Below are 26,143 nucleotides of genomic sequence, written 5' to 3' on the forward strand. Positions count from 1 at the left end.
CTCGGGCGCCGTGACCACCCGATCCCTGACCGACGTCGTCAAGGCCTACGACGTCCGCGGAACCGTTCCCGACCAGCTCGACACCGCCGTGGCCCGCGCCCTCGGCGCGGCGTTCGCCGAGGTCGTCCTCGGCCCGGAGGACGCCCCCGGCTGCGTCGTCGGCCACGACATGCGCGACAGCGGCCCGGCGCTCGTCGAGGCGTTCGCCGCGGGCGTGCGCTCGCGCGGCCACGACGTGACCCTCATCGGGCTGTGCAGCACCGACGGCCTCTACTACGCCAGCGGGGCGCTCGACCTCCCGGGCGCGATGTTCACCGCCAGCCACAACCCGGCCCGGTACAACGGGATCAAGCTGTGCCGCAGCGGAGCCCGGCCGGTCGGCCAGGACTCCGGGCTCGCCGACGTCCGCGTCCTCGCCGAGCACCTCCTCGCGTCCGACGCCGACGACACCACGGCGGACGGGGTGCCGGGCGCGCTCGTCGAGCGCGACGTGCTCGCCGACTACGCGGGCTTCCTCCGCGGCCTGGTCGACCTGTCCACCATCCGCCCGCTGCGCGTCGTCGTCGACGCCGGCAACGGCATGGGCGGGTTCACCGTCCCGGCCGTGCTCGGGACGGCGGCCGGACTGCCGGCGCTGCCCGTCGACGTCGAGCCCCTGTACTTCGAGCTCGACGGCACCTTCCCGAACCACGAGGCCAACCCCCTCGAGCCGGAGAACCTGCGCGACCTCCAGGCCGCCGTCGTCGCGCACGGCGCCGACCTGGGGCTGGCCTTCGACGGTGACGCCGACCGCTGCTTCGTCGTCGACGAGCGCGGAGAACCGGTGAGCCCGAGTGCGATCACCGCCCTCATCGCCCGTCGCGAGGTGTCCCGCGCGGTTGCCGAGGGGGCCGACGCGGCGGACGTCTCCGTCGTCCACAACGTCATCACCTCGGCGCAGGTCCCGGAGGTCGTCGCGGCCACCGGCGCCCGGGCGGTGCGCACCCGGGTCGGCCACTCGTTCATCAAGGCCGAGATGGCTCGCCACGACGCGGTCTTCGGTGGCGAGCACAGCGCGCACTACTACTTCCGCGACTTCTGGTTCGCCGACACGGGGATGCTCGCCGCGCTGCACGTCCTCGCGGCCCTGGGCGAGCAGGAGCAGCCGCTCAGCGTCCTCATGGCCGACCTCAGCCGCTACAGCGCCTCGGGAGAGGTGAACTCGACGGTTGCCGACGCCCCCGCCGCGACCGAACGGGTCCTCGCCTGGGGTGTGGAGCAGGGGGTCGAGGTCGACCGGCTCGACGGGCTGACCCTCGTCCACGCCGGTGGGCCGGACGACCCGATGTGGTGGCTCAACCTGCGCGCCTCGAACACCGAGCCGCTGCTCCGGCTCAACGTCGAGGCCGAGGACCCCGCGACGATGGCCCGCGTCCGGGACGCCGTGCTCGCCATCGTCCGGGCCGGCTGAGCCCCCGGGTCAGGCCGGGCCGGGGCTGCGTCGACGGGGCGCGTCGGCCCGCGGGCGGGTGGCGCGCCGGAGGGCGGCCTGCTCGAGCCGGAGGGCCTCGCTCGCCCCGACCGCGTCGCCGCGGGCGTCGAGGACCGCCGCGAGCACCTGGTAGCTGAAGGCGACGCTCAGGGGACGGTCGAGGGCGGTGAACTCCTCGACGACGGTCCGGACGTCGGCCTCGGCGGACTCGAGCTCGCCGAGGGCCAGACGGGCCCGGGCCCGGGTGCGCCGGGCCCGGGCGGTGAGGAAGGCGTCACGGGAGGCCGAGGCGCGCGCCAGGGCGGTCTCCGCCTCGTCGACGGCGTCCGCCGGGCGCCCCGCGGCGAGGCTCACCTCGGCGCGGGCGTCGAGCGCGTACGAGTACATGTGCACCGCGCCGATGGAGTCGAGCAGCTCGAGCGCCTCGTCGACGAGCAGCGTCGCGGGAGCGAGCTCTCCGGTCCGCCGCCGCGCGCGGGAGAGCTCGAGGGTGGCCAGCGCGTAGGCGACCGTCCGCGGGGTGTCGCGGAGGATCTCCCGGGCCCGGGTGAACTCGCGGGCGGCCTCCGGCAGCTCGTCGTAGTCGTTGTGCACCGTGCCGCGGGTCACGGCGGCCCATGCGGCCAGCGTCGGGTCGCCGACGCGGGCGATCGCCGCCTCCGCCGTCGCCAGCGCCGCCTCGGCCTCGGCTCGGCGGCCGAGGGAGGTCGCCGCCTGGGCGCTGACGAGGGAGGCCGCGGCGGCAGCGCCGTGTGCTCCGAGCAGCACGAGCCGCGGCCGGGCGGCCTCCGCGAGCTCGCGGGCCTCCTGCGACGCCGACCGGCGGTCCTGGAGCAGCCAGGCCCGGCACAGCACGAGGTGTGCGGCGCCGAGCCGGCTGTCGTCGTCCGCACCGACGAGCGCCGCGGCGACCACGTGCTCGGCCTCGAACCACGCGTGGAGGTCGGTCGAGGCGTCGGTACCGAGCGCGGTATCGGTGAGCAGCCGCCACGCGAGGTCGGGCCGGACCTCGGCGAGGTGCCGGGCGAGGGCGACGAAGAGCGGTGTCTCGGTGCGGAAGAAGCGACGCGAGCGTCGCCGGGTACGCGGCGCCGGCGAGGCCGGCGCCACGGACGACGGTCGCGGCGGGGCGGGCAGGAAGCGGTTGGGGCGGTCGGGGAGGAAGGCGTCGACGCGCGCGACGGCGGCGGCGCCCACGGCCTCGACCTCGGCGGCGGTCGCCGGGTGGAGGCCGCCTCCCGACCCCGACCGGTCGGCCCGGGCGCGGACGTGGCCGCGGACGAGCCCGTGCAAGCGGTACTGGGTGTCGTGGTCCTCCCGGACCACGGGCTCGACGAGCCCGGCCTCGACCATCGCGTCGAGGGCGGCGTCCCCGGCCGCCGCGTCGCCGAGCACCCCTCCGGCGACCCAGCCGCTGAACGAGTCGACGGGCAGGTGGGCGACGGCGTCGACGACCCGGCGCGCGTCCGGGCTCAGGCCCTCGAGCAGGTGGTCGAGGCTCTCGCGCAGCACGGCCATCTCGTCGGCGCCGTCCGGCCCGGCGACCTCGAGCCGCTCGGCGAGTTCGTCGAGCCCGAGGTCCGGACGCTGGGGGAGGCGTCCGGCCACCAGCCGCAGGTCGTGGTGCATCCCGCCGGTGAGCCGGACGACCTCGGCGAGCGCCTCCGGCGCGTCGGCGACGCGGCCGGGGCCGACGAGCGACTCCAGCAGCGCCCGGGCGGGTCCGGGTCCGAGGCTGCGCAGCCGGACCCGGTGCCGCCCACCGACGCCCGGGACCGGACGCCGGGAGGTGACCAGGGCCATCGAGCCGGGGGCGGCGGGGAGCAGGTCGGTGAGGCGGCAGTCGTCCTCGTCCCCGGGCCCGCCGCACGCGACGTTGTCGAGGACGACGAGGACCCGGCGCCCGTCGAGGAGGGAGCGCAGGAGGCCGGCCCGGGCGCGGGCGGTGGCGGGCACGCCCTCGGGGTGGACCCCGAGCAGTGGGAGGAAGGTGCGCACCACCGCCTCCGCCGGCGTCCCGCCGGGGGAGTTGGCCCCGTCGTGGTAGAGGGTGCCGTCCGGGAAACGGTCGCGCAGGGCGTGCCCGGCCTCGAGGGCCAGCGCCGACTTGCCGCAGCCGGGCAGGCCGGTGACCTGCACGACGACCGCCGACGAGTCGAGGGAGCCCGCCGCCCGGCTCACCTCCTCGAGCTCGGCCTCGCGCCCGACGAAGGCGTCCGGGCGGCGGGGGAGGGTCCTGGGGACCGGCAGCGGGTGGGGTGACGCCTCGGGCGGGGCGTCGACGGATCCGACCGGCTCGCCGGAGAGGACCGCCCGCTGGGCCTCGGCGAGGCGGTCGGACGGACGCACCCCCAGCTCGTCGTCGAGGCGGGTCCGGGCCTCGCGGAAGACCTCGAGAGCGCGCCGCTGCTGGCCGGTGGCGGCGAGTGCCAGCATGGACAGGGCCGTGAAGCCCTCGTGGAACGGGTGCCGTGCGCTGAGGGCGGCAAGCTCGGCGACGAGCCCCTCGAGGGAGCCGCAGCGCAGCGCGGCGTCGTGCCGCTCCTCGAGCACCGAGAGCCGTTCCTGCGCGAGGCGGGCCCGTTCGACCTCGACGGCGGCGGTGAGCGGCGCGCCCTGCAGCGGGTCGTGGCCGAAGGTGGCCAGCGCCGTGTCGTAGCGGGAAAGGGCCTCCTGCGGCTGCTCCGCCCGCACGGCCCGGGCCGCGGTCACCTCGGCCTGCCAGGCGTGGAGGTCGACGCGCAGCTCGTCCGCGAGCCGGTACCCCCGGCCCTCCGTGACGATGACCGGCTCGGCGCCGGCCTTGCGGCGGATGCCGGAGACCAACGACTGCACGCGGTTGCGGGCGGAGGACGGCTGTGTGCCGTCCCACAGCCACGCTCCGAGGGAGTCGACGTCGACGTGGTCACGCAGCGCGGCGAGCGCCAGGAGGCCGTGCTCGAGCTCGGTGAGGCGCACCGGTCCCGCACCCGACGACAGGCGGACCCTGCCGAGGATCTCGAGCTGCACGGGCGGTTTCCTCCTCACGTGACGACATCCAGGACCCTAGGCAGCAGGTCAGGTCCTCACAACACGGGCGAGGGGGGAGGACTCCCCGAGCCCGGGGGGTGTGGAAGGATCGGGGCGACCGATCCGGCCCCCTGCGAGAGGACCCCATGAGCGAGCCGGCCGTGCCCAGCGCCCACCTCGAGCCCTGGCTGCGCGACATCCTCCGCTGCCCCGCCTGCCGGGGTGAGCTGCGCGACGAGGCCGGACCCACCGGCCCCGAGCTGGTCTGCACGAACGCCGCGTGCGGGCTCGCCTACCGGATCGACGAGGGCGTGCCGGTGCTCCTCGTCGACGAGGCCCGCCGCCCGGGCTGACCGGCCCGCACGAGGACGACGATGACCTGGGTCGACGAGGCGCGGCTGGACGACCTCGACGCGCTCACGGCGCTCGACACCCGCGACTCCCTCCGCTCGCTCGCCTCCGCCGGGGCCCAGGTGCGTCGTGCCCTCGTCGCCGCCGACGAGGCGGGCGTCGGCCGGGTCTCGGGCGGCGAGCGCCCCCGGTCGGTCCTCGTGGCCGCCCTCGGCGGCTCGGCCGTCGTCGGGGACGTGCTCGACGTGCTGGCCGACCCCGGGTCGCCCGTCCCCGTCACGGTGCGCCGGGACGCCCCCCTGCCCGGATGGGTGGGGCCGCTCGACCTCGTCATCGCCGTCTCGCAGAGCGGGCGGGCGGCCGGCCCGCTCGCCCTCGCCGCCGAGGCTGCCCGGCGCGGCGCGTCCCTGCTGACCGTCGGAGCGGCCGGCTCGCCGCTCGCCGACGTCGCCGCCCGGGCCCGGGGGGTGCACGTCGACGTCGCGATCCCGGCCCCGAGCTCGCGCACGGCGCTGTGGTCGCTGCTGACGCCGGTGCTCGTCGCCGCGGACCGGCTCGGTCTCGCGTCCGTCCCGGTCGAGGTCCTAGAGCGGGTCGCCGACGTCCTCGACGACGTCGCCGAGGAGTGTCGTCCGTCCTCCGAGGCCTTCGTCAACCCAGCCAAGGTCATCGCCACCGGGCTCGACGGCACCGTGCCCCTCGTCCTCGGCGACGGTGCCCTCACCGGGGTGGCGGCCTGCCGCGCCGCGCAGATGCTCTCGCGCACCGCCCGGGTCCCCGCGACCCACGGGGCGCTCCCGGACGCCGCCTCCTCGGTGGTCGCCACGCTGGACGGACCGTTCGGCAGCGGCCTCGGAGCCGTCGGTGGAGGCGGACCCGGTGGGGGAGAGCGCGACATCTTCGCCGATCCCTACCTCGACGGGCCGTCGCTGCCGCGGCTCGGGCTCGTCGTGCTCCGCGACCCGGGTCTCGACCCCGCCGCCCGCGGGCTCGCGGACGCCGTCGTCGGGTCGGCCCGCGAGGCCGGGGCGGTCGTCCTCGAGCCCGAGGCGCGCGACGGCCACCCGGTCGAGCGGCTCGCCTCACTCGTCGGGCTCACCGACTTCGCCGCCACCTACCTCGCCCTCGGGCTCGGGTTCGACCCCTCGGTCTCCCGGCACGTCACGGACCTGCGCGACCGCACGAGCTGAGCCTCAGCCGTTCTCGGCGTGGTGCCGACCGGTCTGGGCCTCCTGCGCCTCGCCCACGGGCCGGTCCTGCACGACCTCGGGGTCGTCCTGCGGGTCGGACACCGGGATGGTGGGCTCGACGCGGTCCCCCATCTCCGCGGCACGGCTCGCCTGCCCGGCGTTCATCCGGGCGATGTCCTCGGCCTCCTCCCGCCACTGCTGCGCGGGGCCCGCGGCCCGGTCCTCGGTCTCCTCCTGCTGCGCCTCCCGGGCACGGCGGACGGTCTCGGCGTCGGGCTCCTTCGTCATGCTGACGGCTTACCCACCCGGGCCGTTCCCAACCCCGGACGCCACGACGGCCCGGTCCTGCGCGGGGCAGGACCGGGCCGTCGCGACGCTCAGCGCCGGGGGCGGACCAGCTCGGGACGGAGCACGAGGAGCAGACCCAGGCCGGTGTAGCCCAGGAGCAGGTGCACTCCGCCGACGAGGTTGCCGAGGGCCTCGCCGGCCACGACGAAGGTCGGGACGGTGACGACGGCCCAGCTCTCCGCGAGCAGCGGCCACCCGCGCGCCGCACCCCGCCACCGGCCGGCGACGGCCACCTTGACGCCGATGACGAACATGCCGAGCATCGACAGGGGCCAGAACACGTCGAGGACGGCGAGCCAGGGGGCGTCCCGCCAGGCCGGCACCGCGCCGTGGAGCAGCGACCACACCATGGCGACGGCGAGCACGACCCGCTCGACCGGGACCATGCGGCGGGCGAAGCGACCGGTGCCGGTGGCGAGGGTGGCGGCCTGGACGCCGAGCAGGGCCCAGACGCCGACCTGGAAGACCAGCCCGCCGAGGTCCTGCACGGCCCACCCGAGGGAGGTCTCGGGCATGCTGCCGACGGTGAAGGTCGCCAGGGCCCAGGTCGCGGCGCCGCCCGCGAGGAGGGCACCGCGACGCCGCACGGAGCGCAGGTCGACGGCGGCCGCCCGGTCGAGCCGCTGCTCGTGCGCCGGGTCGCCGCCGGGGGCGACCGCGGGGGTGGGGGAGTCGGTCCGGGCGGGGGCCGGGCTCAGGGTGGTGCGTTCCATCGTGCTGTCCTCTCGAAGGGGAGGTCCTGCCTCCCGGTCGGTGCGGCGAGTGCTCGCCGCGGCTGAGGAGCAGGTTTCCCGGCCGGCGTCCCGTGGCGTCAGGGGCACCGGTCCCGTCGTGCGTCACCGCCGGTGTCCCGGCCGGAACGGGACGCGCGTCCCACAGACACCGGGACGCCCGGTGCGGCACGCTGCTCGGGTGACGACCACCATCGCCGAGCGCCCCGTGTCCGCCGCGCGCGGCCGGTGGGCCGGCCGCGCCCTCGTCGGGGCAGTTCTCGGCATCGCGCTCGTGACGGTGCTCCTCGACCTCAGGGTGGACGACCGGCACCGTGCGCTGCTCCGGCTCGACCCGGGCTGGACGGCCGCTCCGCCGGCGCTCGCGCTCGTCGTCGCCGGGGCGCTCCTGCTCACCCGGCGTCCGGGGAACCGGCTCGGGACGGTGCTCTCGGGCTTCGGCCTCTGGTGGGCCGTCGACGGCCTGGCGGCGGCGTGGCTCGCGCTGTCCACCACGACCTCGCCGGCGCTCCCGGGTGCGACGGCCGCCTTCACCCTCTACCAGCGGCTCGGCGCCGGCCTGCTGCTCGCGCTGCCGCTCGTGCTCGTCCTGTTCCCGACCGGCCGCTGGCCGGTCAGGCGGGCCCGCTGGGCGGCGGCGGTCTCGGTCCTCGCGGCCGGCCTGTTGCCGCTCGTGCTCCTGGCCGCTCCCTCGCGCCTCGCCCAGGCCGAGAGCGGGTCCGGCGCGCTGCCGGCGCCGCTCGCCGGCGTCGACCTCGACCCGCTCACCCTCCCGCTGCCCGACGGCGTGTGGACGGTCCTCCTGCGCACCGCCTACCTCCTCCTGCCGGTCAGCCTCGTGCCAGCCCTCGTCGTCGTCGTGGCGCGGCACCGCCGGGCCGGTGGGCGCGAGCGCGCCCAGGGCCGGTGGCTGGTGTGGGCGGCCGTCGTCGACGTGCTCGTCATGCTCGCGGTGGCCGCCGTGCCGGCGCTCGGGGGGATCGGTCTCACCGTGGCGGTCGCCGCGACCGCCGGGGCCGTCGCGGTCGCCGCCACCGACCCGGGCCTCGTCGACGTCGACCGGCTGCTCGGCGACACCCTCGTCCTCGCCGTCCCGGTGGTCGCCTCCGTCCTGCTCGACCTGCTCGTGCTCGGGGGCACCTCGTGGCTCGTCGGCGACCGCGTCGAGCAGCGCGAGGCGTTCGTCCTCGCCGTCGTCGTCGTCGTCGGGCTCTGGCTGCCGCTGCGGTCGCGGTTGAGCCGATGGGTCCGGCGAGCCATCGGGGGCCGGGAGGATCCCTACGACGTCGTCGCCGGGCTGGCCCGCCGGCTCGAGGACTCGCGGACGGCGCACGACGAGCTCGCGGCGGTGACCCGCGCCGTGGCGCGGGCCGTGCGCACGCGCTGGGTCGGGGTCGAGGTGGCCTCGGAGGACGGGACGGTGCTCCTCGTCGAGCACGGCGAGCGGCCCGAGGCGACCCGCGGCCTGCCGGTCACCTACCGCGGCGAACAGATCGGGCGGCTGCTCCTCCCGGCGAGCGGCGTCGGGACGCGCCTGCGCCCCGCCGAGGAACGCCTCATGGCGGACGTCGTCCGGCAGGCGGCCGCCGCCGTGCGCGCCACCCTCCTCGCCGAGGCGCTCCAGGACAGCCGCGAGCGGCTCGTCACCGCGGTCGAGGACGAGCGCCGACGGTTGCGCCGCGACCTGCACGACGGGCTCGGACCGATGCTCGCCGCGGTGGCCACGCGCATCGACACCGCCCGGATCACCGCCCCGCGCGACCCGGAGGGGGCCGACGAGGTGCTCCGCCGGGCCCGGTCCGACGTCACGGGCATGCTCGGCGAGGTCCGGCGGCTCGTCCACGGCCTGCGGCCGCCGGCGCTCGACGACGTCGGGCTCGTCGGCGCGCTGGCGCAGCACGCGCGCGCGGCGGCCGCCGGCGTGGAGGTGGACCTCGAGGCGGGGCCGGGGGTCGACGACCTGCCGGCGGCGGTCGAGGTGGCGGCCTACCGCATCGTCGCCGAGGCCCTCGCGAACGTCGGGCGGCACAGCGGTGCCCGGCGGGCCGTCGTGCGCCTCGGCGTCTCGGCGGGCGCCCTCGAGCTCGAGGTCGTGGACGACGGGCGGGGCATCGAGGACGGCACCGCGGCCGGGGTCGGTCTCGTCTCGCTGCGGGAGCGGGCCGCGGAGCTCGGCGGCAGCTGCTCGGTCGGTCCCGGCCCGGGCGGCCGGGGCACCCGTGTCCTGGCGCGCCTTCCGGTCGGGCCCGGCCCCGGGGGGCAGGCTGGTGGCCGGTCGTCCGCTCCCGCTGCTCGGTCGACCGCGGGGAAGGAGGCGCCGTGAGCGAGCCGGTCGGGGTCCTCGTCGTCGACGACCACCCGGTGTTCCGCGAGGGCTTCGCGGCCCTCCTCGCGAGCATCGACGAGGTGCGGGTGCTCGGGACCGCCTCGACGGGCGCGGAGGCCCTCGTCAAGGTGGCCGCGCTCGCCCCCGACGTCGTCGTCATGGACGTGCAGATGCCCGAGCTCGACGGCATCGAGGCCACCCGTCGGCTGGCCGCCGAGCACCCGGACGTCGGCGTCGTCGTCCTCACCATGTCCGAGGAGGACGCGACGATCTTCGACGCCGTCCGGGCCGGGGCACGCGGGTACCTCCTCAAGGGTGCCGAACCGGACGAGGTGGTGCGCGCGGTGACGACGGTCGCGGCCGGTGGCGTGGTCTTCGGTGCGGTGCTCGCGTCCCGGATCGCCGAGTTCTTCGCGCGGCCCCCGGCACCGGACCAGACGCCCTTCCCGGAGCTGTCGCCGCGCGAGCGCGAGGTCCTCGACCTCGTGGCCACCGGCCTGACCAACGGGCAGATCGCGGCGCGGCTCTTCCTCTCGCAGAAGACGGTCCGCAACCACGTCTCCGCCGTGCTCCAGAAGCTGCAGGCCGCGGACCGCGCCGCCGCGATCATCCGGGCCCGCGACGCCGGGCTCGGTCGCTGACCGGTCAGCCGGGGAGCGCGAGGGCGAGTCGCTCGGCGCCGGGCAGGGCCAGCAGGTCGGCGCCGGTGAGGAGCAGCTTGCCGCCGCGGGTGCCGCTGCCGACGACGACCTCGCCGGCCTCGACGACCGCGTCGTCGACGAGCACCGGCCACCCCTCCGGCAGCCCGACCGGGGTGATGCCGCCGAACTCCATCCCGGTGAGGGTGACGGCGTCGTCGTGGGGCGCGAAGGAGATCTTCCGGGCGTCGAGGCGCCGGCGGACGACGCCGTTGACGTCGGCCCGGTGCGTGGCGAGGACCATCACCGCGGCGTACCGCGTCTCGCCACCGCGCCGGCCGGCGACGACGACGCAGTTGGCGCTGGCCCCGAGCGAGACGTCGTAGGCCTCGCACAGCGCGGCGGTGTCGGCCAGGCCCGGGTCGATCGCCGCGACGAGGGCGCCGGGCACGGCTGTCAGGGCCGCGGCGACCGGAGGCGCCAGGAGCTCGGGGTGGTCGGCGGCGGGCATCCAGTCGAGGGTTCCGCGGGAGGTCGGCATGCACCCCACGGTAGGCGAGGCACGATCCCTAGGATCGGTGGCATGGCGCAGGACGAGAAGGACGAGGGCGACCGCGACGGTGGCTCGGTGGCGATCCTCGCAGCGCTGCTGGCCAACCTCGGGGTGGCCGTCACCAAGCTCGTCGCCTTCCTCCTCACCGGCTTCTCGTCGATGCTGGCCGAGAGCGTCCACTCGCTCGCCGACACCGGCAACCAGGTGCTGCTCCTCGTCGGCAGCCGGCGCGCCCGTCGCTCCGCGGACCTCGAGCACCCCTTCGGCTTCGGCCAGCAGCGCTACGTCTACTCGTTCGTCGTCGCGATCATGCTGTTCGTCCTCGGCGGCGTCTTCGCCCTCTACGAGTCCTACGAGAAGATCCGCGAGGCGCTCGGCGAGGACGACTACGACCCCTTCGCCTCCCGCTGGTGGTGGGTGCCGCTGGCGGTGCTGCTCGTCGCGATGGTGCTCGAGGGGAGCAGCCTGCGCACGGCCGTGCGCGAGTCCAACCGGATCCGGGGCCGTCGCTCGTGGCTGCGCTTCGTCCGCACGACGAAGTCGCCCGAGCTGCCGGTCGTCCTCCTCGAGGACTTCGGGGCGATCATCGGCCTCGCCCTCGCGCTCCTCGGCGTCGGGCTCACCCTGCTCACGGCCAACCCGGTCTGGGACGGTCTGGGCTCGGGGGCGATCGGGGTCCTGCTCGTCCTCCTCGCGGCCTTCCTCGCCGTGGAGATGAGCTCCCTCCTCGTCGGGGAGGCCGCGATCCCCGAGGTGCGCGCGCGCATCATCGCCGCGCTCGAGTCGCCCGAGGCCGTCGACCGCGTCATCAACAGCCGCACCATGCACCTCGGCCCGGACGAGGTCCTCGTCGCGGCCAAGCTCGCCGTCGGTGCGACGGACAGCGCCGCCGAGGTCACCGCGGCCATCAACGAGGCCGAGCGCGCGGTCCGCGAGGGCCTGCCCGGGATGAGGATCGTCATCTACCTCGAGCCCGACCTGGACGCTTCACCCGGCAGCCCGAGCGTCGACGGCCCCGGCGGGGTGGTGGCCGACCCCCGCGAGTCCGCCGTCGAGGACGCCTCCCGGGGCTGAGGCCGGCGAAGCACCGGGGTCGGCCGAACGGACGACACACCCGCGTCCGGGAGGCCGACGGACCACGGGATCCGTAGGCTGGCGGGAACCGTGGACCCGCACCAGTGACGAGGAGGTCGTGCATGGCCCCCGTGGCGGCTCTCGACGCGACCGAGCTCGTGCCCGCCGGCACGTCGCGACGGCCCTCCCCGCTCGCCCTCCAGCGCGCGCTGCGCCTGGTGCCGCAGCTCGGCTGCCTCGTCGTGGTGGGTGCGCTCGGTGCGTCCAGCCACCCGGCGCCGGTGACCTACCTCGCCGCACAGGCCGTCGTCCTCCTCGCGATGGTGGCGCTCCGGGGCCCCGGCGACCCGGCCGTGGTGCGCCGGTCGCGAGCCGGGCTCCGTCAGGGCGTGGTGACCAGCGCGGTGGCGGTCGCCGCCCTCGGTGCGCTCGGCGTGCCGGTCGCGACCGTCCAGCTCGGCGTGGTCTGCGCCCTCGCGGCGTGGTGGGGCCTCGGGGTGGCCCGGGACTCCTACGTCGCCGCCGGTGCCCAGCTCGACGCCATCCTGGCCACCCTGCCTCCACCCGAGCGGGCCCCCCTCCTGCCGACCGACGCGGGTCGCGGCTGAGCCGTCGAGGCACGGCCGCGGACCGACCGGCCCGTCCGGCGCCTGCGGTAACCTGAACGCTGCACTACCGGCCTGGGTGATGACCCTCGCACTGCGCGGCCCAGATGGGCGACGCCGGTCAACTCGAACAGACGCTGCCCACAAGGAGCTTTCGCATGTCCGTTGACCACAAGGTCCGCGACCTCTCGCTCGCCGAGTCCGGTCGCCACCAGATCCGCCTCGCCGAGCACGAGATGCCCGGCCTGATGTCCCTGCGCGCCGAGTACGGCGACGCGCAGCCGCTCGCCGGCGCGCGCATCGCCGGCTCGCTGCACATGACCGTCCAGACGGCCGTCCTCATCGAGACGCTCACCGCGCTCGGTGCCGAGGTCCGTTGGGCCTCCTGCAACATCTACTCGACCCAGGACGAGGCCGCGGCCGCGGTCGTCGTCGGCCCGCACGGCACCCCCGAGGACCCGCAGGGCGTTCCGGTGTTCGCGTGGAAGGGCGAGACCCTCGAGGAGTACTGGGACTGCACCGAGCAGATCCTCACCTGGCCCGGTGGTGCCGGCGCCAACATGATCCTCGACGACGGCGGCGACGCCACGATGCTCGTGCACAAGGGCAAGGAGTGGGAGACCGCCGGCCAGGTGCCGCCCACGACCGAGGAGGACTCCGAGGAGTTCGGCGTCTTCAAGGCACTCGTCCGCCGGACGATGGCGCAGGACCCGCAGAAGTGGACCCGGGTGGCCGCCGAGATCAAGGGCGTCACCGAGGAGACCACGACCGGCGTGCACCGCCTCTACCAGCTGGCCGAGGCCGGCGAGCTGCTCTTCCCGGCGATCAACGTCAACGACTCGGTCACCAAGAGCAAGTTCGACAACAAGTACGGCTGCCGCCACTCGCTCATCGACGGCCTCAACCGCGCCACCGACGTCCTCATCGGCGGCAAGGTCGCGGTCGTCGCGGGCTACGGCGACGTCGGCAAGGGCTGCGCCGAGTCGCTGCGCGGCCAGGGCGCCCGGGTCATCGTCACCGAGATCGACCCGATCTGCGCGCTCCAGGCCGCGATGGACGGCTACCAGGTCGCGCGCCTCGACTCGGTCGTCGACCAGGCCGACATCGTCGTCACCTCGACCGGCTGCTTCAACGTGGTCTCCGCCGAGCAGATGCAGCGGATGAAGAACAAGGCGATCCTCGCCAACATCGGCCACTTCGACAACGAGCTCGACATGGCCGGCCTCGCGAAGGTCCCGGGCGTGAAGAAGCAGGAGATCAAGCCGCAGGTGCACGAGTGGACCTTCGAGGACGGCGACTCGATCATCGTGTTGTCCGAGGGGCGCCTCATGAACCTCGGCAACGCCACCGGCCACCCGAGCTTCGTCATGTCGAACTCGTTCTCCAACCAGACGATCGCCCAGATCGAGCTGTTCGGGAAGACCGACGAGTACTACGACGAGGACGGCAGGCCGCAGGTCAAGACCCTCCCGAAGCACCTGGACGAGAAGGTCGCCGAGCTGCACCTCGAGGCGCTCGGGGTCGAGCTCACCGAGCTGACCAAGGAGCAGGCCGAGTACCTCGGCGTCGACGTCGCGGGGCCGTACAAGCCGGAGCACTACCGCTACTGACACCGGATGGGGGGACGCACCACGCGGACCCGGGTGGGGAGACCCGGGGACCGGACCGAGAGGCTCGCGGCGCTCGCCGCGGGCCTCTCGGTCGTCGTCGCGGGGGCCCTGTTGGCCGCCGGGCTGGCGCTCTCGCCGCGGGGCCTCGACCTGCTCGACGGGGCGTACCAGCTGCGGCTCGTCGCGTCGCCCGGTGCCTCCCGAGCCGCGGGCGAGGTGTACCTGTTCGGCTTCCTCCTCCACCCCGTCTACGAGCTGGTCGGGGAGGACGTGGCGGTGCTGCGCACGGTCGGGGCGCTGCTCCTCGCCGCAGCCGCTGCGCTGGCCGCCCGGGACCTCGTGCGGATGGCGGCCCGCGGGAGCCGCCTCGCGGCGTCGTCGACGTGGGCGGTCGCGGCGGCCGCGGCGGCCTCGACCCTGCTGGTGCGCACGTTGTGGACCCGCGACCCGGGCTACCGCTGGGTGGCCCTGCTGGGCCTGGTCCTCGTCGCCGCGGGCCTGGCGCGCGCCGAGGACGGCCGTGACCGGTCCGCCGGTGTCCTCCTCGGGCTGGGGCTCGTCGTCGCGGGGACCGGTCGGCCGACGACCGGAGCGGCCGCCGGGCTCCTCGTCCTCGTCGTCGTGGCGCTCCGGCGGTGGTGGCGTCCGCGGTTCCTCGGCTGGACCGGTGCCGCCGTCGTCGGCGCGGCCGCGGGCGTGCTCGCCCTCGCCGGGATGACCCCGCGGCAGGCCGTCCAGTACCACGTCTCCGGGCTGCGGATGGTGGAGCTCCTCGGTGACCACGGGTCCGTGCTCCAGCTCGCGGGCTTCACCGTGCCCGACGTCAGCGGCCTGCTCCTCCTCGGCACGCCACTGCTCCTCGTGGTGCTCCCGCCGCTCGTCCTCCGTCGAACCGTGGGGTCCGCCGTCACCCGCGCCGCGGGGAGCTCAGCAGGCGCCGGTGCGGTGTCCGCGCTCGTCGTCCTCGTCCTCGGCGGGGTCCTGGCCGCGTTCGCGAGCCACCTCGTCGGCGCCGGCGGACAGGTGCACCGGTCACTGTCGGTCGCGCTCGCCCTCCCCCTGCTCGCGACCGTGGCGCTGCTGGCCCAGCGGGGTCGGGCCTCGGGCCGCGCGGTCGTCCTCGTCGCGGTCCTCCTCCTCCCGTACCCGTACGCTCTCGGATCCAACGTGGCGTTCTCCCTCGTGACGGCGCAGGCCGCGTGCCTCTGGGTGGCCGCCCTCGGCGCGGTCGCGGTGCTCCCCGCACGGACGGGACCGACCCTGCTGTCCCCGGCGGTCGCCGCCGCCGTCGGGTGCGCGGTGACCGGGATCGTCCTCTGGACCGCGTGGTCGGCCGGTCCGCCGGAGTCCTCGTTGGCCGGCGCCACGGTCCCCGCCCCCGTCGCCTCGGGCACGCTGCTGCTCCCGGCCGACGAGGCGGCGGTCGCGACCCGGCTGCACGGGCTGGCGGACGAGGAAGGCATCTCCGCCGACACCCCGGTGGTCGACCTCACCGGGGTGGGGGCCGGCTACGCCTTCGAGCTCGGAGGCCATCCGCTGGGACGGGCGCACCTCTACGGGACGTGGGCGGGCGGGGTCGAGTCGGCCCGCTACGCGCTCGACCGGGTGCCGTGCCGCGAACGCGCCGCGGCCTACCTGCTGTACGCGCCGGACAACCCCTCCGACGTGTCGCCGGCGTTCACGGGCGGGCGGCTGGACCTCCACCGCGACTACACCGCCGTGGACCGCTTCGCGTCACGTCAGTTCGGGCGGACCTTCGAGATCTCCGTGCTCCGGCCCGGGCCCGCCGTCGCGAGTCGGTTGGGCTGTCCCGCCTCGCCCTGAGGATGCGGGAGGCGGCGCGCACGGACGGCGCACCTCCCGATGGGCGGCTGCTCACCGCGTCATGATGGCCCCGTGCACCCTCCCGACCACCAGCGCCTGCGTTCGCACGCGGTCCGGCTGACCAAGTTCGGGCTCACCGGCGGCGCCGGCTTCGTGGTCGACTTCGGCACCCTGGTCGTGCTCCACGGTGTGCTGCGCTGGCCCCTCGTCGTCGCCACGCTGGGGGCCTACGTCCTCGGAGGCGTCGTCCACTACGGGCTGACCCGGATGTGGGTCTTCCCCCACGCCCGGGATGCGGGTGAGGTGGGGAAGGTGGTGCGCTACCTCCTGCTCGGGGCCGCGAACGCCCTCGTCACGGTGATCGCCGTCACCGGACTGAGCCGGCTCGGCGTCGACTACCGCGTCGCCAAGGTCGCCGCCGTCGTGGCGCTGTTCTTCACGAACTACCTGCTCACGCCGCGCTTCGTCATGACGACGTCCCGCGGCAGCCGGACCGTCGCCCCGGAGTCGAGCGACCGCTCGAGGAAGGTGCGGTAGGCCGCGAGGAGTGCCGGTCGGCGCCGGACGTTGTCCGGGTGCACGAGGTGGACGGCAACCCCGCCCGCGGCCCAGACCGCCTCGGCGGCCCGGGTCCACGCGTCGGCGACCTCGTCGGCGGAGAGCCGGTCGACGAACGCCAGGAAGTAGTCCTGGGGCAGGGTGAGCGGAAGGTGGGTCAGGCCCGAGGGGCCGATGAACGGGATCGTCGTCCCGCACCCCGTGCGCCAGCCGTGCGGCCCGCCGAGCTCGACGGTCGGGGGGGTCATGTCGTACTCGAAGAACTCGGCGACGACCTCGAACATCCCCGCCGACCGGACCAGCTGGCCGGCGCGGAAGCCGCGCACCCGACCGGCCATCGACGGGTAGACCTCGAAGAAGTGGGCGAGCCGGGTCCGAAGCTGCTCCGGTGGAAGGAACGGCAGCAGTCCATCGTGGAGGTAGCCGTGCGAGAACACCTCGCAGCCCTCGTCCAGGAGGGCCTCGAGGACAGAGCCGGCGACCGTGTACCGACGGGAGAGCACGCCGACGGCCGACGCGACACCGAGCTCCCGCTCCACCCTCCGCAGCATCTCGACGCCGGCGAGCCCGTACTCCTCGTCGAGGTCGTGGGTGAGGACCAACGTGCGCTCGGTGTCGACCTGCACGGGGACTCCCGCGAGCCGCGACGCCTCGGTCCACACCTCCCGCCGGAAGGTGTCGAGCCTCGTCTCGACGGGGTCGGCGGGAAAGGGGTCCGGACCCTCGGCCTCCGCCCGGCGCAGGCCAGCGATGCGTGCTCGGTTGAGCCGGGTCCGCACGGAGAACGGGATGAGGGTGTACGGGATCGGCAGTCGTGAGTAGGTCGGTTGCTCCCGTGCGAGGTCGGACTCCCGAAGGTGGTCTTCCTCGACCTGCCACCACGGCAACCCGAGGTGGACCCGGTCGCCCTCGACGTGCCAGGTCAGCTTCGAGCCCTCGTGCGTGACGATCCGCTCGCGGACGCGGCGTCGGTCCTCGGCGTCCGGTGTCCAGCACCGGTACGCGAGGCTCGTCATCCGCTCTGCCCGACGTCCTCGGGCCGCAGCGTCTTGGCGACCCGGAAGCCCGGGCCCACGACCACGCTGTACGGTGCGACGTCCTTGTGCACGACGACACCCGTCGCGATGACCGAGTGGTGTCCGATCGTCACTCCGGGGGTGACCGTCACCCCCGGCATGAGCCAGCAGTCGTTCTCGATGGTCGTCGTGAACTGCTTGTCGGGGTAGAGGACCGAGAGGTCGCGCGCGGTCACGGTCGTCTGGTGGGTGGTGATGATGCACCGGGCGCCGATCGCCACCCGGTCGCCGATGACGACGTTCTGCGGAAAGAGCTTGTCGAAGAGGACGCCCTCGCCGACGAACACGTCCCGGCCCATCGAGAGTCCCGACGCGCGGTAGACCCGAGCACGGGCGGCGTCGGAGGGCACCCAGTCGGCGGCCCGGTGGAGGAGCGCTGCACGAAGCGACATGGCCTCAACCTAGTGGGCGCGACCCCCGCTCGCCGGGTGGTCGCCTGCTGCTGCCGGTCGTGTCGACGCAGGTCAGGAATCCTCCGGCGGCTGGGGACGGCCGAGCAGGGTCCAGCCCTCCGCGGTCCCCGCGACCGACCAGCCTCCCCGCGTCAGCGTGGCCGCCGGCGGGGAGCCGGCGCGCACCAGGGCGGCGGAGCAGCCCCGGTGGCTGACGAGTGCGGTCGTGCCGTCGCCACCGGCAGCGAAGCGTGCGTAGGCCTCGACGTCCGCCGGTGCGTAGAGCTCGGTCCGACCGTCGATCACCGGGACGAGCCGCGGGTGGGCCCACCACAGCCACCCCCCGACGCCGTAGTCGTTGCACACGACCGTCCCGTCGGGGAGCGCGTCCAGCCGGTCGGCCAGGGCGGTCGGGAAGCCCTGTGGCGCGGCCGCTCGCGTGCCGGCCAGCGTCCACGCCCCGCCGAGACCGACGGCAGCCGCCACGAGCAGCGCCAGCACCTCGGCCCGGCCGAGCCCCTCTCGGCCGAGAGGGGTGCGCTCCTGCACCGCTCGGGCGAGGAGCGGGACGAGGAGCGCGGCGGCGAGCGCGACGGTCCGGCCGTGCGTCACGAGGAGGTAGCCGGCCAGGACGAGGACGCCGATCTCGGGCCACGTCGGCGCCCGCCCCACGTTCCACACGAGCACGAGCAGCATCGCCATGGCCCACGTGACGAGGAACGCGGGCATCCCCACGGTCGGGGGACGCCACTCGTCGATGAGCGCCGTGATCGTGCCCACCTGGAACGGTGCCGTGAGCAGGCGGGGCCCGACCGGCGTCAGCGCCGCGGCGACGAGCGACGTCAGCGCAACAGCGGTGGCCCGCGCCACCACACGGCCGGGCGCCCGCTCGAGCCGCAGGCCCACGGCGACGACGAGCCCGAGCAGCGGTGCGACGAACCAGAACCCGTGGAGGCACGCCCAGACCCAGGTGAACGGGACGAGCCACCACCGGCTGCGGTGGTCGCGGGCGGTCGCGAGCCAGGCCCCGCCCGCGACGAGGGTGAACGGGAGCGAGAACGACTGCGGCCGTGCGCTGAGCGTCATCGAGGTGCCGACGGCGGCCGCGAGGGCCAGGGCGGCGGCGGGGAGCACGGCCGCGTCCCGCCGCGCCACGAGGTACGCGACGACCAGGGTCGTGGTCCCGAGGAGCGCCACGTACCAGGCGACGGCGGGCAGCCCGCCGAGGCCGTGCAGCCAGGAGAGGAGGAGGTCGCCCAGCCACTGGTGCCGGATCCACTCACGGGTCGTGAACGGGCTCCACGGGTCGGGGCCGACCAGGTCGAGGTGCCCGCGCAGCTCGTCGCCGGTGCGCAGGTGCCACCACGTGTCGGGGTCGTTGACGGCGTGGACGGTCTGCGTCGCGACGACGAGGACGACGAGCACGAGCGGGGTGAGCCGGGCCCACAGCGGGATGCGCCACGGCCGACCGTCAAGGGGGTCGTGCTCGGGCTCGACGACCCTCATGACGTGCACCGGTCCACGCGCCAGAGTGTGTACGGCCCGCTGCTCGCCAGCTCGGTGAATCCGGGTGTGTCGGAACCGACCCGGGCGAGGCCGGCGTAGGCGTCACCCAGCGCGGTCTCGTCGGCGTTCGCGTCGCCGCCGGTGAGGACGTGGGTCAGTCCGGACGCGACGACGGCTCGGCACACGCCGGGGTCGCTCCGCACCCGGTCCAGCCGGGCCGCCACCTCCACTGCCCCGGGCCGCGACGGGAGCGGCGGGTCGCCCACCGGGAACAGGAGGGTGACGTCGCGGTGGAGGAAGAGGAACGTCCCGCCACGGAACGGGTCGGCGGCGACCGTCGCGCCTCGAGGGAGGCGGTCGGCCAGCGAGGCGAGGGCGTCCTGCTCGGCGGGCGTCGCCCACCACCGGTCGGCGGTCTCCGGGTGGTACAGCGCGCGGACCACGGGCGCCGCCGTCACGAGGGTCAGGGCGGCCAGGCCGGCGACGACGAGGGGCACGCCCCACGGCACGAGCGCCCGGGCCTCGCCGGCTCGGCCGGCGACGTTCCGGGCCAGGGCCGCCACCGCGAGCACGGCCGGTACGACGGCCAGCGCCCTCAGTCGGTTGACGTCGCTGTACCAGGGCCACGTGAGGACGGAGACGACCCCGTGCGGGAGGACGAGGACGGAGGCGGCGAGGGCGAGCGGCACGACGAGACCGACGGCGACCCAGGCGCGGCCCGCGCGGACCGACAGGACGGCTCCTGCCGTGACGGCGAGCGCACCGACCGCCGCGGACAGCGGGTGCTGCGAGACCGTGGAGAGGACGAGGGCGACCACGTCGAGGGCGCCGTAGCCGCCTCCGGCGGCTCCCGCGACGAGGAGCCGTTCGGGCGGCCGCACCGACCACGCGGCCGCGACGGCGAGCGCCCCGCCGGCGGCCACGACCACCGCGAGACGGTGACGACCAGCCCGGGCCAGGCGCTCGAGGACGGCCGGGAGCCCGATGACCGCCACGCCGTAGAGCGCGGCGGGGTGGACGACGGTGGCCGCTGCGGCCCCGACGACCGGGAGCACGGCGGCCGCGGCGATCCGCCTCCGCCCGCCGGCCACCGCGACCAGGCCGGTGAGCTCGAGCACCTGGGAGAGGACCGGGGGCAGGAGGGCCGTCGCGAGCAGGAAGGGCCACACGACGCCCCACGTGAGGAGCTGGTAGGGCAGGCCGTAGCAGAGGAACGCGCTCACGGCGGCGGTGGTGAGGACGGCCGGGGACGGACCCCACACGGTGCGGGCCAGGAGCACCACGCCGACCGGCCACACGAGGGACACGACCACCGTGAGCAGGGCGTGTGACGCCGTCAGCGGGTCGACGCCACTGAGGCCCGTCACGAGCGCCGCCACCGCGTGCCATCCACCCGGGTAGGGCACCCGGGCGTACGCGGTGACGTCCCCGGCCCACGCGGACCCGTCGCGCACGAGCATCGTCGTCGCGCCGACGTGGAAGATCGAGTCGTGGATCTGGGGCCACGCGGTCGCGCTGCCGACGGCCCGGCCGAGGACGGTGGCCACCACCGCACCGCCGGAGACGACCGCCGCAGCGGGCCACCACCGACCGCCCGGCCGGGAGGGTTCACGAGGGTCCTCGACGGGACGGGCGAGCAGCCGGGTCGCCCCGGCGACGGCTGCCGTCAGGACGGCGAGGACGACCGCTCCCGCACCGTGCACCGTGTCCGATGCGGCCACGTGCCCCACCGCTCCGGTGAGCAGCAGCAGGGCGATGGAGACCGGTGGGGCGGCTCCCCAGGCCGTCCAGCCGCGGCGACCGGCCGACCACAGCACGGCGAGGCCCGGGAGGAACAGGAGCAGCGTCGCGGCGAGGAGGGCGATCGTGAAGCTCACGGTGGGAGCACCGGTGCGCCCGGAATGACCCAGAGCGCGCGGACCCACCACCACTGGAGGAGCACCTCGACGAGGAGGACGGCGCCCGCGGCGACGACCACCCCGCGCGTCCCGAACCGCGCCAGCGGTGCGGTGACGGCGCGCCGGGTGGGCTCGGCGGGCACGAGGGTGAGCAGCGAGTAGCGCAGGATGCTCGGGTTGATCGTCGTCGTGAGCAGCACGTAGCCGAGGTAGAGCGGCCCCCACGTGCCGAGCCCGTCGGCCGGCCGGTCGGGACGCGGTCGGCGGCTGCGGACCCAGGCGAGTGCCCCGCCCACGAGGACGAGCGCGAGCGCCGCCGCCGGCCCGACGAGCTGCCAGATGCCGGCGACCCAGCCGCCGCGCAGCCCGCCCGCCTTGACCCAGGCGGCCATCGTGTCGGTGAAGGCGGTCGGGATGCCGGTCAGCACGGCGACGGTGACCGGCCACGCCGCCGTGGCCAGCCCGGCGACGCCGACGGAGACGAGGAGTGGACGCACGTCGGCGCGACGCTCGTCGCCGGCCGGCGCGCGGTGGGCCCGCCACGCGAGCACGAGGAGGTACAGGGCGACCGGGGCGAGGACCGGCCGGGTGAGCCCGAGGACGAGCAGGGCCCCCCACAGGACCGCCCACCGGCGCCCGGCCAGCGCGGTGAGCACGACGACGAGCAGGAGCAGCGCGAGCGACTCGGTGTAGGCGGTCTGGAACACGACGGCCGTCGGGAACACCGCGAGCCCCGCGACCGCGAGGTGGGCCACGAGCCGCCCCCGGGTGCGCACCAGCCATCGGGCCAGGAGGACGACGGCGAGCGCGCCCGCGACGAGGCTGACGAGGCTGGCCGCGACCCCGAACGAGGCACCGGTCACGGCCATCACGCCGCGGCAGAGCATCGGGTACACGGGGAAGAAGGCCATCTCGTTGCGCTGCGCGGGCGGGCCGAAGAGGGCCGGGTCGGTGCGGTAGCCGTGCGTCGCGATGGTCTCGTACCACTGGCCGTCCCAGTTGGTCACGACGTCCCAGTAGCCCGGCGAGGCCGGCAGCGACCCCTCGACGTGATGGTCGGGGGAGTCGGTGAGGGCGACCTGGGCCGGGGCGGCGAGGAGGAGGAAGACGGCGCTGAGCGCCCGCGCGAGGAGGAAGACGGTGAGCGCGATGGCGGTGTCCCGGACGGTCGGCCGGTCTCCGGCGCCCGCCGACGGCACGGGGTCGGCCGACGCCCCCGCCTCGCGCATCAGGGTGCCCCCGTCGTGGTCGCTCACCCTCGGCTGGCGTTGGTCGGGTCCTGGATGTCGAGGAGCATCGCGAAGAGGAGCATGTGGATGCCGGACAGGAGGGGGCCGACGCAGAGGATGACCGAGCCGGCGGTCGCGACCGGGGGCCCGAGGGTCTCCCAGAGCACCCAGAGCCCGACGAGCAGGCCGAAGCCGGTGAGCGCGATGCCGGCGAAGAGGAGGAGGGCGACCGCCGAGAAGGACTGGAGGACGTACTTCCACCAGATGCGCGTCCAGAACCCCTTGAACAGCCGCGCCGCGATGCGAGGGCCCACCGTCGCGAGGTTCATCCCGGAGACCTCGGTGCCGTACCGCGCGGGGACCGCGACGTCGGCCGCCGGGACGTGCGCGATGTTCAGCTGGATCAGCAGGTCGTTCTCGAAGTCGTAGCGCTTGGCGATGAGGTCGAACGGGACGCGCTCGAGGGCCTCGCGGTGGATGGCGGTGTACCCGTTCTGCGGGTCGAAGAGGTTCCAGTAGCCGGAGGCGGCCTTCGTGAGGAAGGACAGGACGATGTTCCCGACGACGCGCATCGCCGGCATGCCGGCGAAGCTCCCGCGGCCGTAGAACCGGTTGGCCTTCGTGAACTGCGCTCTGCCGGAAGCGATCGGGTCGAGCAGCTGGGGGAGGAACTCGGGGTCCATCTGCCCGTCGCCGGCCATGACGACGCTGACGTCGGCGCCGAGCTCGAGGGCGCGTCGGTGGCCGGCGAGCACGGCCCCGCCGACCCCCTGGTTCTCGGGCAGGCGGATCACCTCGGTGCGCTCGTCGGCGGCCTCGCGGGCGCGATCGCCGGTGGCGTCCGGGCTGCAGTCGTCGACGACGATCACGTGGTCGACGAGGGGCGGCATCGCGGTGACCGTGGAGGCGATGAGCGCCTCCTCCCGGTACGCGGGCACGACGACGGCGACGCGCATTCCCTCGTACACCGTCACACTCCTCGCCGTCGGCACCGGGGGCCGGGTCCTGCCGCAGCGAAGATAGCCCGCGGGGCCGCCGCTTCGCCCGCGGCACGCATCGTCCGTTCGGGTCTTTCGGCCGAGGGCCGTCGGGCGGCCCCTCCCGCGCGCGCGTACAGTCGCACGAGCGGGCCCGCCGTCCGGCCGGCCCCGACCCGAGGCGGGACCAGCACCTGCACGGCCGGAGGCCAGGATGACCGCGACGACCCGGACGCGTGGCGCCGCCGCGGTCGCGACCGGCGTCCCCGCCCGGATCGGCCGCGACCCGTTCGGCGCCCTCGGCGACCTCGGGTCGGCCGCCCTCGTCGCGGTGGCCGGCCTCCTCGCCCTGATGACCCTCGCCGCGCCCCTCGGCTGGCGGCCGCTGCGCTCGCAGGCGGCCTCCGTCGGCCTCCTCGTCCTCCTCGCCGTGGTCGCCGTCCTCGCGCTCCGGGTCCTGCGCCGCGGCCGCGGCCCGTCGGCGCCGCGCACGGCCCAGCTCGTGACCGCCGCCCCGGCCCTGCTCGTCGTCGGGTGGGCCGTGGCCGCCCGGTTCCTCCCGGTCGGCGTGCGTACCGAGTGGTACCTCGGCGGCGACCACGTCCGCCACCTCGTCCTCACCGCCGAGGAGCAGGCGGCCGGTGTGCTCGGCTACGACGTCGAGTCCTACCCGCGGGCGTGGCACACGGTCGTCGCCCTGGTCTGGAGTGCCGCGGGCCTGCGCCCCGAGGACTCCGTCACCGCCGTCGTCGACCTCGGCGCCCTCCTCGCCTGGCTGCTCTCCGCCGCGCTCGCCCTGACGACGGCCGCCCTCGCCGCCTCCCTCGGCTCCCGCACCGGGCTCGGCCTGCGCGCCTCCGCCGGAGCGGGGTTCGTCGCCGGCTGCGTCACCGCGTGGCCGTTCTTCCTCGCCACCTACCAGGCGCTCGGGCTGGAGGGGTCGCTCGTCGCGGCCTCCGTCCTCGCCGTCGTGCTGCGGGCGCGGCTCACGGACCCGACCGGGGCCCGCGGCTTCGTCGTCGCCGTCGCGGGCGGGGTGGTCCTCGCGCACACCTGGCAGCTGCTCCTCCCGGTCGCCGCGCTCGCGGCGCTGGGCCCGGCCCGGGGCCTGCTCCGTGCCGGGCGGCGCGGCCGGCTCGTGCTCGCCGTCGGCCTGCTCGTCGGGGCGGTCGCCGCCTGGCCGGCCCTCCTCGCCGTCGTCACCCGGGTCGGGGTGCAGCACGCGAGCGACGCCGACGTCGTCTCGCCGGTGCCGTGGGCGTTCCTCGCCCTCGGGGCGGGGGCGGCCGGCGTCCTCGTCCTCCGGCGGCGCCACCGGCGTACCGCGACCGTGCTCGCGCTCATGGCGGTCCCTGCGGTGACCGGGGTCCTCCTCGCGCTCTACGTCGGGGTCTCGCCGCTCGCCTACTACCCGAGCAAGCTGCTGTGGCACACCGCGGTCCTCGGCCTCGCGCCCCTCGCGGTCGTCGTCGTGGGGCTCGCCCTCCGGGTCGACCGCGCCTCGTTCCGCGGCGCCTCGCTGCTGCGGGTCGTGGGAGGTGGCGGCCTCGCGACGGTCCTCGTCTTCGCCCTGCTCGGCCCGTTCGCCGCCTTCACCGGTGGGTGGTCGACGACCGACGGGCCGACCGTGCTCCGCGCGGTCTCGGCCCCCGGCGCCGGCGACGCGCAGGTGGTCTGGACGGATGGTCCGGTCGTCACCGACACGGTCGCGCGGATCCTCCTCGCGGCGGTGCGCCCGACGAGCGGGGGCATCGACCGGCCCCAGTCGTCGCTGACCGTCGAGCAGGAGTGCGCGTTGCTGCGGGCCGCGGACGCGCCGGCGGTGCTCAGCGACCACCCCGTCGCCGAGGTGCGGGCCCGGTACGCGTGCGTGCCGGACGTCCGCGTCGTCGCCGTACCCCGTTCGTCCTGACTGCTCGGCCGAACGGCCCCTTGCCCGGCCCGGCCCGTGACCGCGGGTCGGGCGGGCGCCTAGCGTGACCGGGACCGACCCGCCCGCGCGATCCCGAGGAGCCCGATGGCCCAGCCCACCCTGGCCGCCGTGCCGGTCGCGCCCGACCTCGGCCGGCTGCGCCGCACGTGGGCCGTCCTGCCCGTCGTCGTCCGCTACGGGGTCGTCGGCGGGGTCACCCAGGTGGTGTACCTCTCGGTGCTCGGCGGCTCCCTGCTCGTCGGTGCGCACTACCTCCTCGCCCTCGCGGCGGCGCAGCTGTGCGCGATGGCCTTCGCGTTCCCCGCCTACCGCGGACTCGTGTTCCGTGCCGGCGGTCCGCTCGGCCGCCAGGTCGTGGCCTTCCTCGGGGTCTGGTGGACCGGGGCCGCGATGAGCCTCGTCGGCGTCCCGCTCTGCGTCGAGGCCCTCGGCCTGCGGCCCTTCGTCGCCCAGCTCCTCGTCCTCGTCGGTGTCGTGGGGTTCTCCTTCCTCGGCCACCTGCGGGTCACCTTCCGGCGCCGCGCCGAGGCCTGAGCGTCGCCGTGGCCGGGTCGACCACCTCCCGGGTCGCGGCCCTCGACGGGCTGCGCGGTCTCGCCGCGCTCGCCGTCGTCTCGAGCCACGTCGTCGTGCACCTCGGCCTGCTGCCCTTCGCCCCGCTCGGCAGCATGGGCGTCATCGTCTTCTTCGCGCTCTCCGGCTACCTCGTCGCCGGGCTCGTGTGGCGGGCCCCCGCCTCGTGGGCGGCCCACCGGACCTTCCTGCGCCGGCGGGGCGTGCGGCTGCTCCCGCCCGGCGGCCTCCTCGTCGGTGTAGCCGCGCCGCATCGGCTCGATGCGCACCT

23 protein-coding genes are annotated in these 26,143 nt (G+C 75.7%); 13 read left to right on the forward strand and 10 right to left on the reverse strand.

What is annotated here, in order from left to right; genetic code table 11:
• Window positions 1–10 precede the first annotated feature (10 nt).
• On the forward strand, window positions 11–1,450 hold the full coding sequence (locus PKA89_RS11985) for a phosphomannomutase/phosphoglucomutase (RefSeq protein ID WP_324419705.1): 1,440 nt from the start codon (window positions 11–13) through the stop codon (window positions 1,448–1,450).
• A 9-nt stretch (window positions 1,451–1,459) separates the two neighbouring features.
• Here the strand turns inward: PKA89_RS11985 and PKA89_RS11990 are convergent, their stop codons facing one another.
• Window positions 1,460–4,480, reverse strand: coding sequence for a BTAD domain-containing putative transcriptional regulator (locus PKA89_RS11990; RefSeq protein WP_324419706.1), 3,021 nt, complete (start codon window positions 4,478–4,480; stop codon window positions 1,460–1,462).
• A gap of 146 nt (window positions 4,481–4,626) precedes the next feature.
• On the opposite strand from PKA89_RS11990, the gene PKA89_RS11995 reads away from it, so the two are divergent.
• On the forward strand, window positions 4,627–4,833 hold the full coding sequence (locus PKA89_RS11995) for a Trm112 family protein (protein ID WP_324419707.1): 207 nt from the start codon (window positions 4,627–4,629) through the stop codon (window positions 4,831–4,833).
• Between the two features lie 21 nt (window positions 4,834–4,854).
• On the forward strand, window positions 4,855–6,021 hold the full coding sequence (locus tag PKA89_RS12000) for an SIS domain-containing protein (protein WP_324419709.1): 1,167 nt from the start codon (window positions 4,855–4,857) through the stop codon (window positions 6,019–6,021).
• A 3-nt stretch (window positions 6,022–6,024) separates the two neighbouring features.
• On the opposite strand, the gene PKA89_RS12005 is transcribed toward PKA89_RS12000, so the two are convergent.
• Both PKA89_RS12005 and PKA89_RS12010 read right to left on the reverse strand, forming a co-directional pair.
• Window positions 6,025–6,309, reverse strand: a complete 285-nt coding sequence (locus tag PKA89_RS12005) for a hypothetical protein (RefSeq protein WP_324419712.1) — start codon at window positions 6,307–6,309, stop codon at window positions 6,025–6,027.
• Window positions 6,310–6,398: 89 nt separating this feature from the next.
• The gene (locus tag PKA89_RS12010) at window positions 6,399–7,082 is read right to left on the reverse strand and encodes a hypothetical protein (protein ID WP_324419714.1); all 684 of its coding nucleotides are present in this window, start codon (window positions 7,080–7,082) and stop codon (window positions 6,399–6,401) included.
• A 199-nt stretch (window positions 7,083–7,281) separates the two neighbouring features.
• Here PKA89_RS12010 and PKA89_RS12015 point away from each other — a divergent pair, with 199 nt between their 5' ends.
• Both PKA89_RS12015 and PKA89_RS12020 read left to right on the forward strand, forming a co-directional pair.
• Entirely contained in the window at window positions 7,282–9,423 is a 2,142-nt protein-coding gene (locus tag PKA89_RS12015; RefSeq protein WP_324419716.1) for a histidine kinase, read from the forward strand.
• Window positions 9,420–10,067, forward strand: a complete 648-nt coding sequence (locus PKA89_RS12020; RefSeq protein WP_324419718.1) for a response regulator transcription factor — start codon at window positions 9,420–9,422, stop codon at window positions 10,065–10,067. The genes PKA89_RS12015 and PKA89_RS12020 overlap by 4 nt, the downstream gene beginning before the upstream one ends.
• 4 nt (window positions 10,068–10,071) lie before the next feature.
• On the opposite strand, the gene PKA89_RS12025 is transcribed toward PKA89_RS12020, so the two are convergent.
• On the reverse strand, window positions 10,072–10,605 hold the full coding sequence (locus tag PKA89_RS12025; RefSeq protein WP_324419719.1) for a YbaK/EbsC family protein: 534 nt from the start codon (window positions 10,603–10,605) through the stop codon (window positions 10,072–10,074).
• Window positions 10,606–10,647: 42 nt separating this feature from the next.
• Between PKA89_RS12025 and PKA89_RS12030 the strand changes: the two genes are divergently transcribed.
• From PKA89_RS12030 to PKA89_RS12050, 5 genes are all read left to right on the forward strand, one after another.
• The gene (locus PKA89_RS12030; protein WP_324419721.1) at window positions 10,648–11,691 is read left to right on the forward strand and encodes a cation diffusion facilitator family transporter; all 1,044 of its coding nucleotides are present in this window, start codon (window positions 10,648–10,650) and stop codon (window positions 11,689–11,691) included.
• A gap of 122 nt (window positions 11,692–11,813) precedes the next feature.
• Window positions 11,814–12,299 carry a hypothetical protein gene (locus tag PKA89_RS12035; protein WP_324419723.1) on the forward strand — a complete coding sequence of 162 codons (486 nt, stop codon included), beginning with the start codon at window positions 11,814–11,816 and terminating at the stop codon, window positions 12,297–12,299.
• Between the two features lie 155 nt (window positions 12,300–12,454).
• Window positions 12,455–13,906, forward strand: coding sequence for an adenosylhomocysteinase (gene ahcY, locus PKA89_RS12040; protein WP_324419725.1), 1,452 nt, complete (start codon window positions 12,455–12,457; stop codon window positions 13,904–13,906).
• 6 nt (window positions 13,907–13,912) lie between these two features.
• Window positions 13,913–15,730 (forward strand): hypothetical protein, encoded by a 1,818-nt coding sequence (locus tag PKA89_RS12045; RefSeq protein WP_324419727.1) that lies wholly within the window; start codon window positions 13,913–13,915, stop codon window positions 15,728–15,730.
• 72 nt (window positions 15,731–15,802) lie between these two features.
• Complete coding sequence (locus PKA89_RS12050; RefSeq protein WP_324419729.1) at window positions 15,803–16,267, forward strand: GtrA family protein; 465 nt, start codon at window positions 15,803–15,805, stop codon at window positions 16,265–16,267.
• Here the strand turns inward: PKA89_RS12050 and PKA89_RS12055 are convergent.
• From PKA89_RS12055 to PKA89_RS12080, 6 genes are all read right to left on the reverse strand, one after another.
• Window positions 16,174–17,304: a hypothetical protein gene (locus tag PKA89_RS12055; protein WP_324419731.1), complete on the reverse strand. Its 1,131-nt coding sequence runs from the start codon at window positions 17,302–17,304 to the stop codon at window positions 16,174–16,176. The genes PKA89_RS12050 and PKA89_RS12055 overlap by 94 nt on opposite strands.
• On the reverse strand, window positions 17,301–17,756 hold the full coding sequence (locus PKA89_RS12060) for an acyltransferase (RefSeq protein ID WP_324419733.1): 456 nt from the start codon (window positions 17,754–17,756) through the stop codon (window positions 17,301–17,303). The genes PKA89_RS12055 and PKA89_RS12060 overlap by 4 nt, the downstream gene beginning before the upstream one ends.
• 72 nt (window positions 17,757–17,828) lie before the next feature.
• Window positions 17,829–19,262 (reverse strand): hypothetical protein, encoded by a 1,434-nt coding sequence (locus tag PKA89_RS12065; RefSeq protein ID WP_324419735.1) that lies wholly within the window; start codon window positions 19,260–19,262, stop codon window positions 17,829–17,831.
• Window positions 19,259–21,139: a DUF6541 family protein gene (locus PKA89_RS12070; RefSeq protein WP_324419737.1), complete on the reverse strand. Its 1,881-nt coding sequence runs from the start codon at window positions 21,137–21,139 to the stop codon at window positions 19,259–19,261. The genes PKA89_RS12065 and PKA89_RS12070 overlap by 4 nt, the downstream gene beginning before the upstream one ends.
• Window positions 21,136–22,416: a hypothetical protein gene (locus tag PKA89_RS12075; protein WP_324419740.1), complete on the reverse strand. Its 1,281-nt coding sequence runs from the start codon at window positions 22,414–22,416 to the stop codon at window positions 21,136–21,138. The genes PKA89_RS12070 and PKA89_RS12075 overlap by 4 nt, the downstream gene beginning before the upstream one ends.
• Window positions 22,413–23,357 carry a glycosyltransferase family 2 protein gene (locus tag PKA89_RS12080; protein ID WP_324419742.1) on the reverse strand — a complete coding sequence of 315 codons (945 nt, stop codon included), beginning with the start codon at window positions 23,355–23,357 and terminating at the stop codon, window positions 22,413–22,415. Before PKA89_RS12080 ends, PKA89_RS12075 begins: the two co-directional genes overlap by 4 nt.
• Before the next feature lie 223 nt (window positions 23,358–23,580).
• Here PKA89_RS12080 and PKA89_RS12085 point away from each other — a divergent pair, with 223 nt between their 5' ends.
• The 3 genes from PKA89_RS12085 to PKA89_RS12095 all read left to right on the forward strand — a co-directional run.
• Window positions 23,581–25,278: a hypothetical protein gene (locus tag PKA89_RS12085; protein ID WP_324419743.1), complete on the forward strand. Its 1,698-nt coding sequence runs from the start codon at window positions 23,581–23,583 to the stop codon at window positions 25,276–25,278.
• A gap of 105 nt (window positions 25,279–25,383) precedes the next feature.
• Window positions 25,384–25,833, forward strand: a complete 450-nt coding sequence (locus tag PKA89_RS12090) for a GtrA family protein (protein WP_324419745.1) — start codon at window positions 25,384–25,386, stop codon at window positions 25,831–25,833.
• An 8-nt stretch (window positions 25,834–25,841) separates the two neighbouring features.
• The coding region (locus PKA89_RS12095) for an acyltransferase family protein (protein WP_324419748.1) at window positions 25,842–26,143 on the forward strand (302 nt) is incomplete at its 3' end.

The organism is Phycicoccus sp., from assembly GCF_035325325.1.
Taxonomy (GTDB): Bacteria; Actinomycetota; Actinomycetes; order Actinomycetales; family Dermatophilaceae; genus Phycicoccus.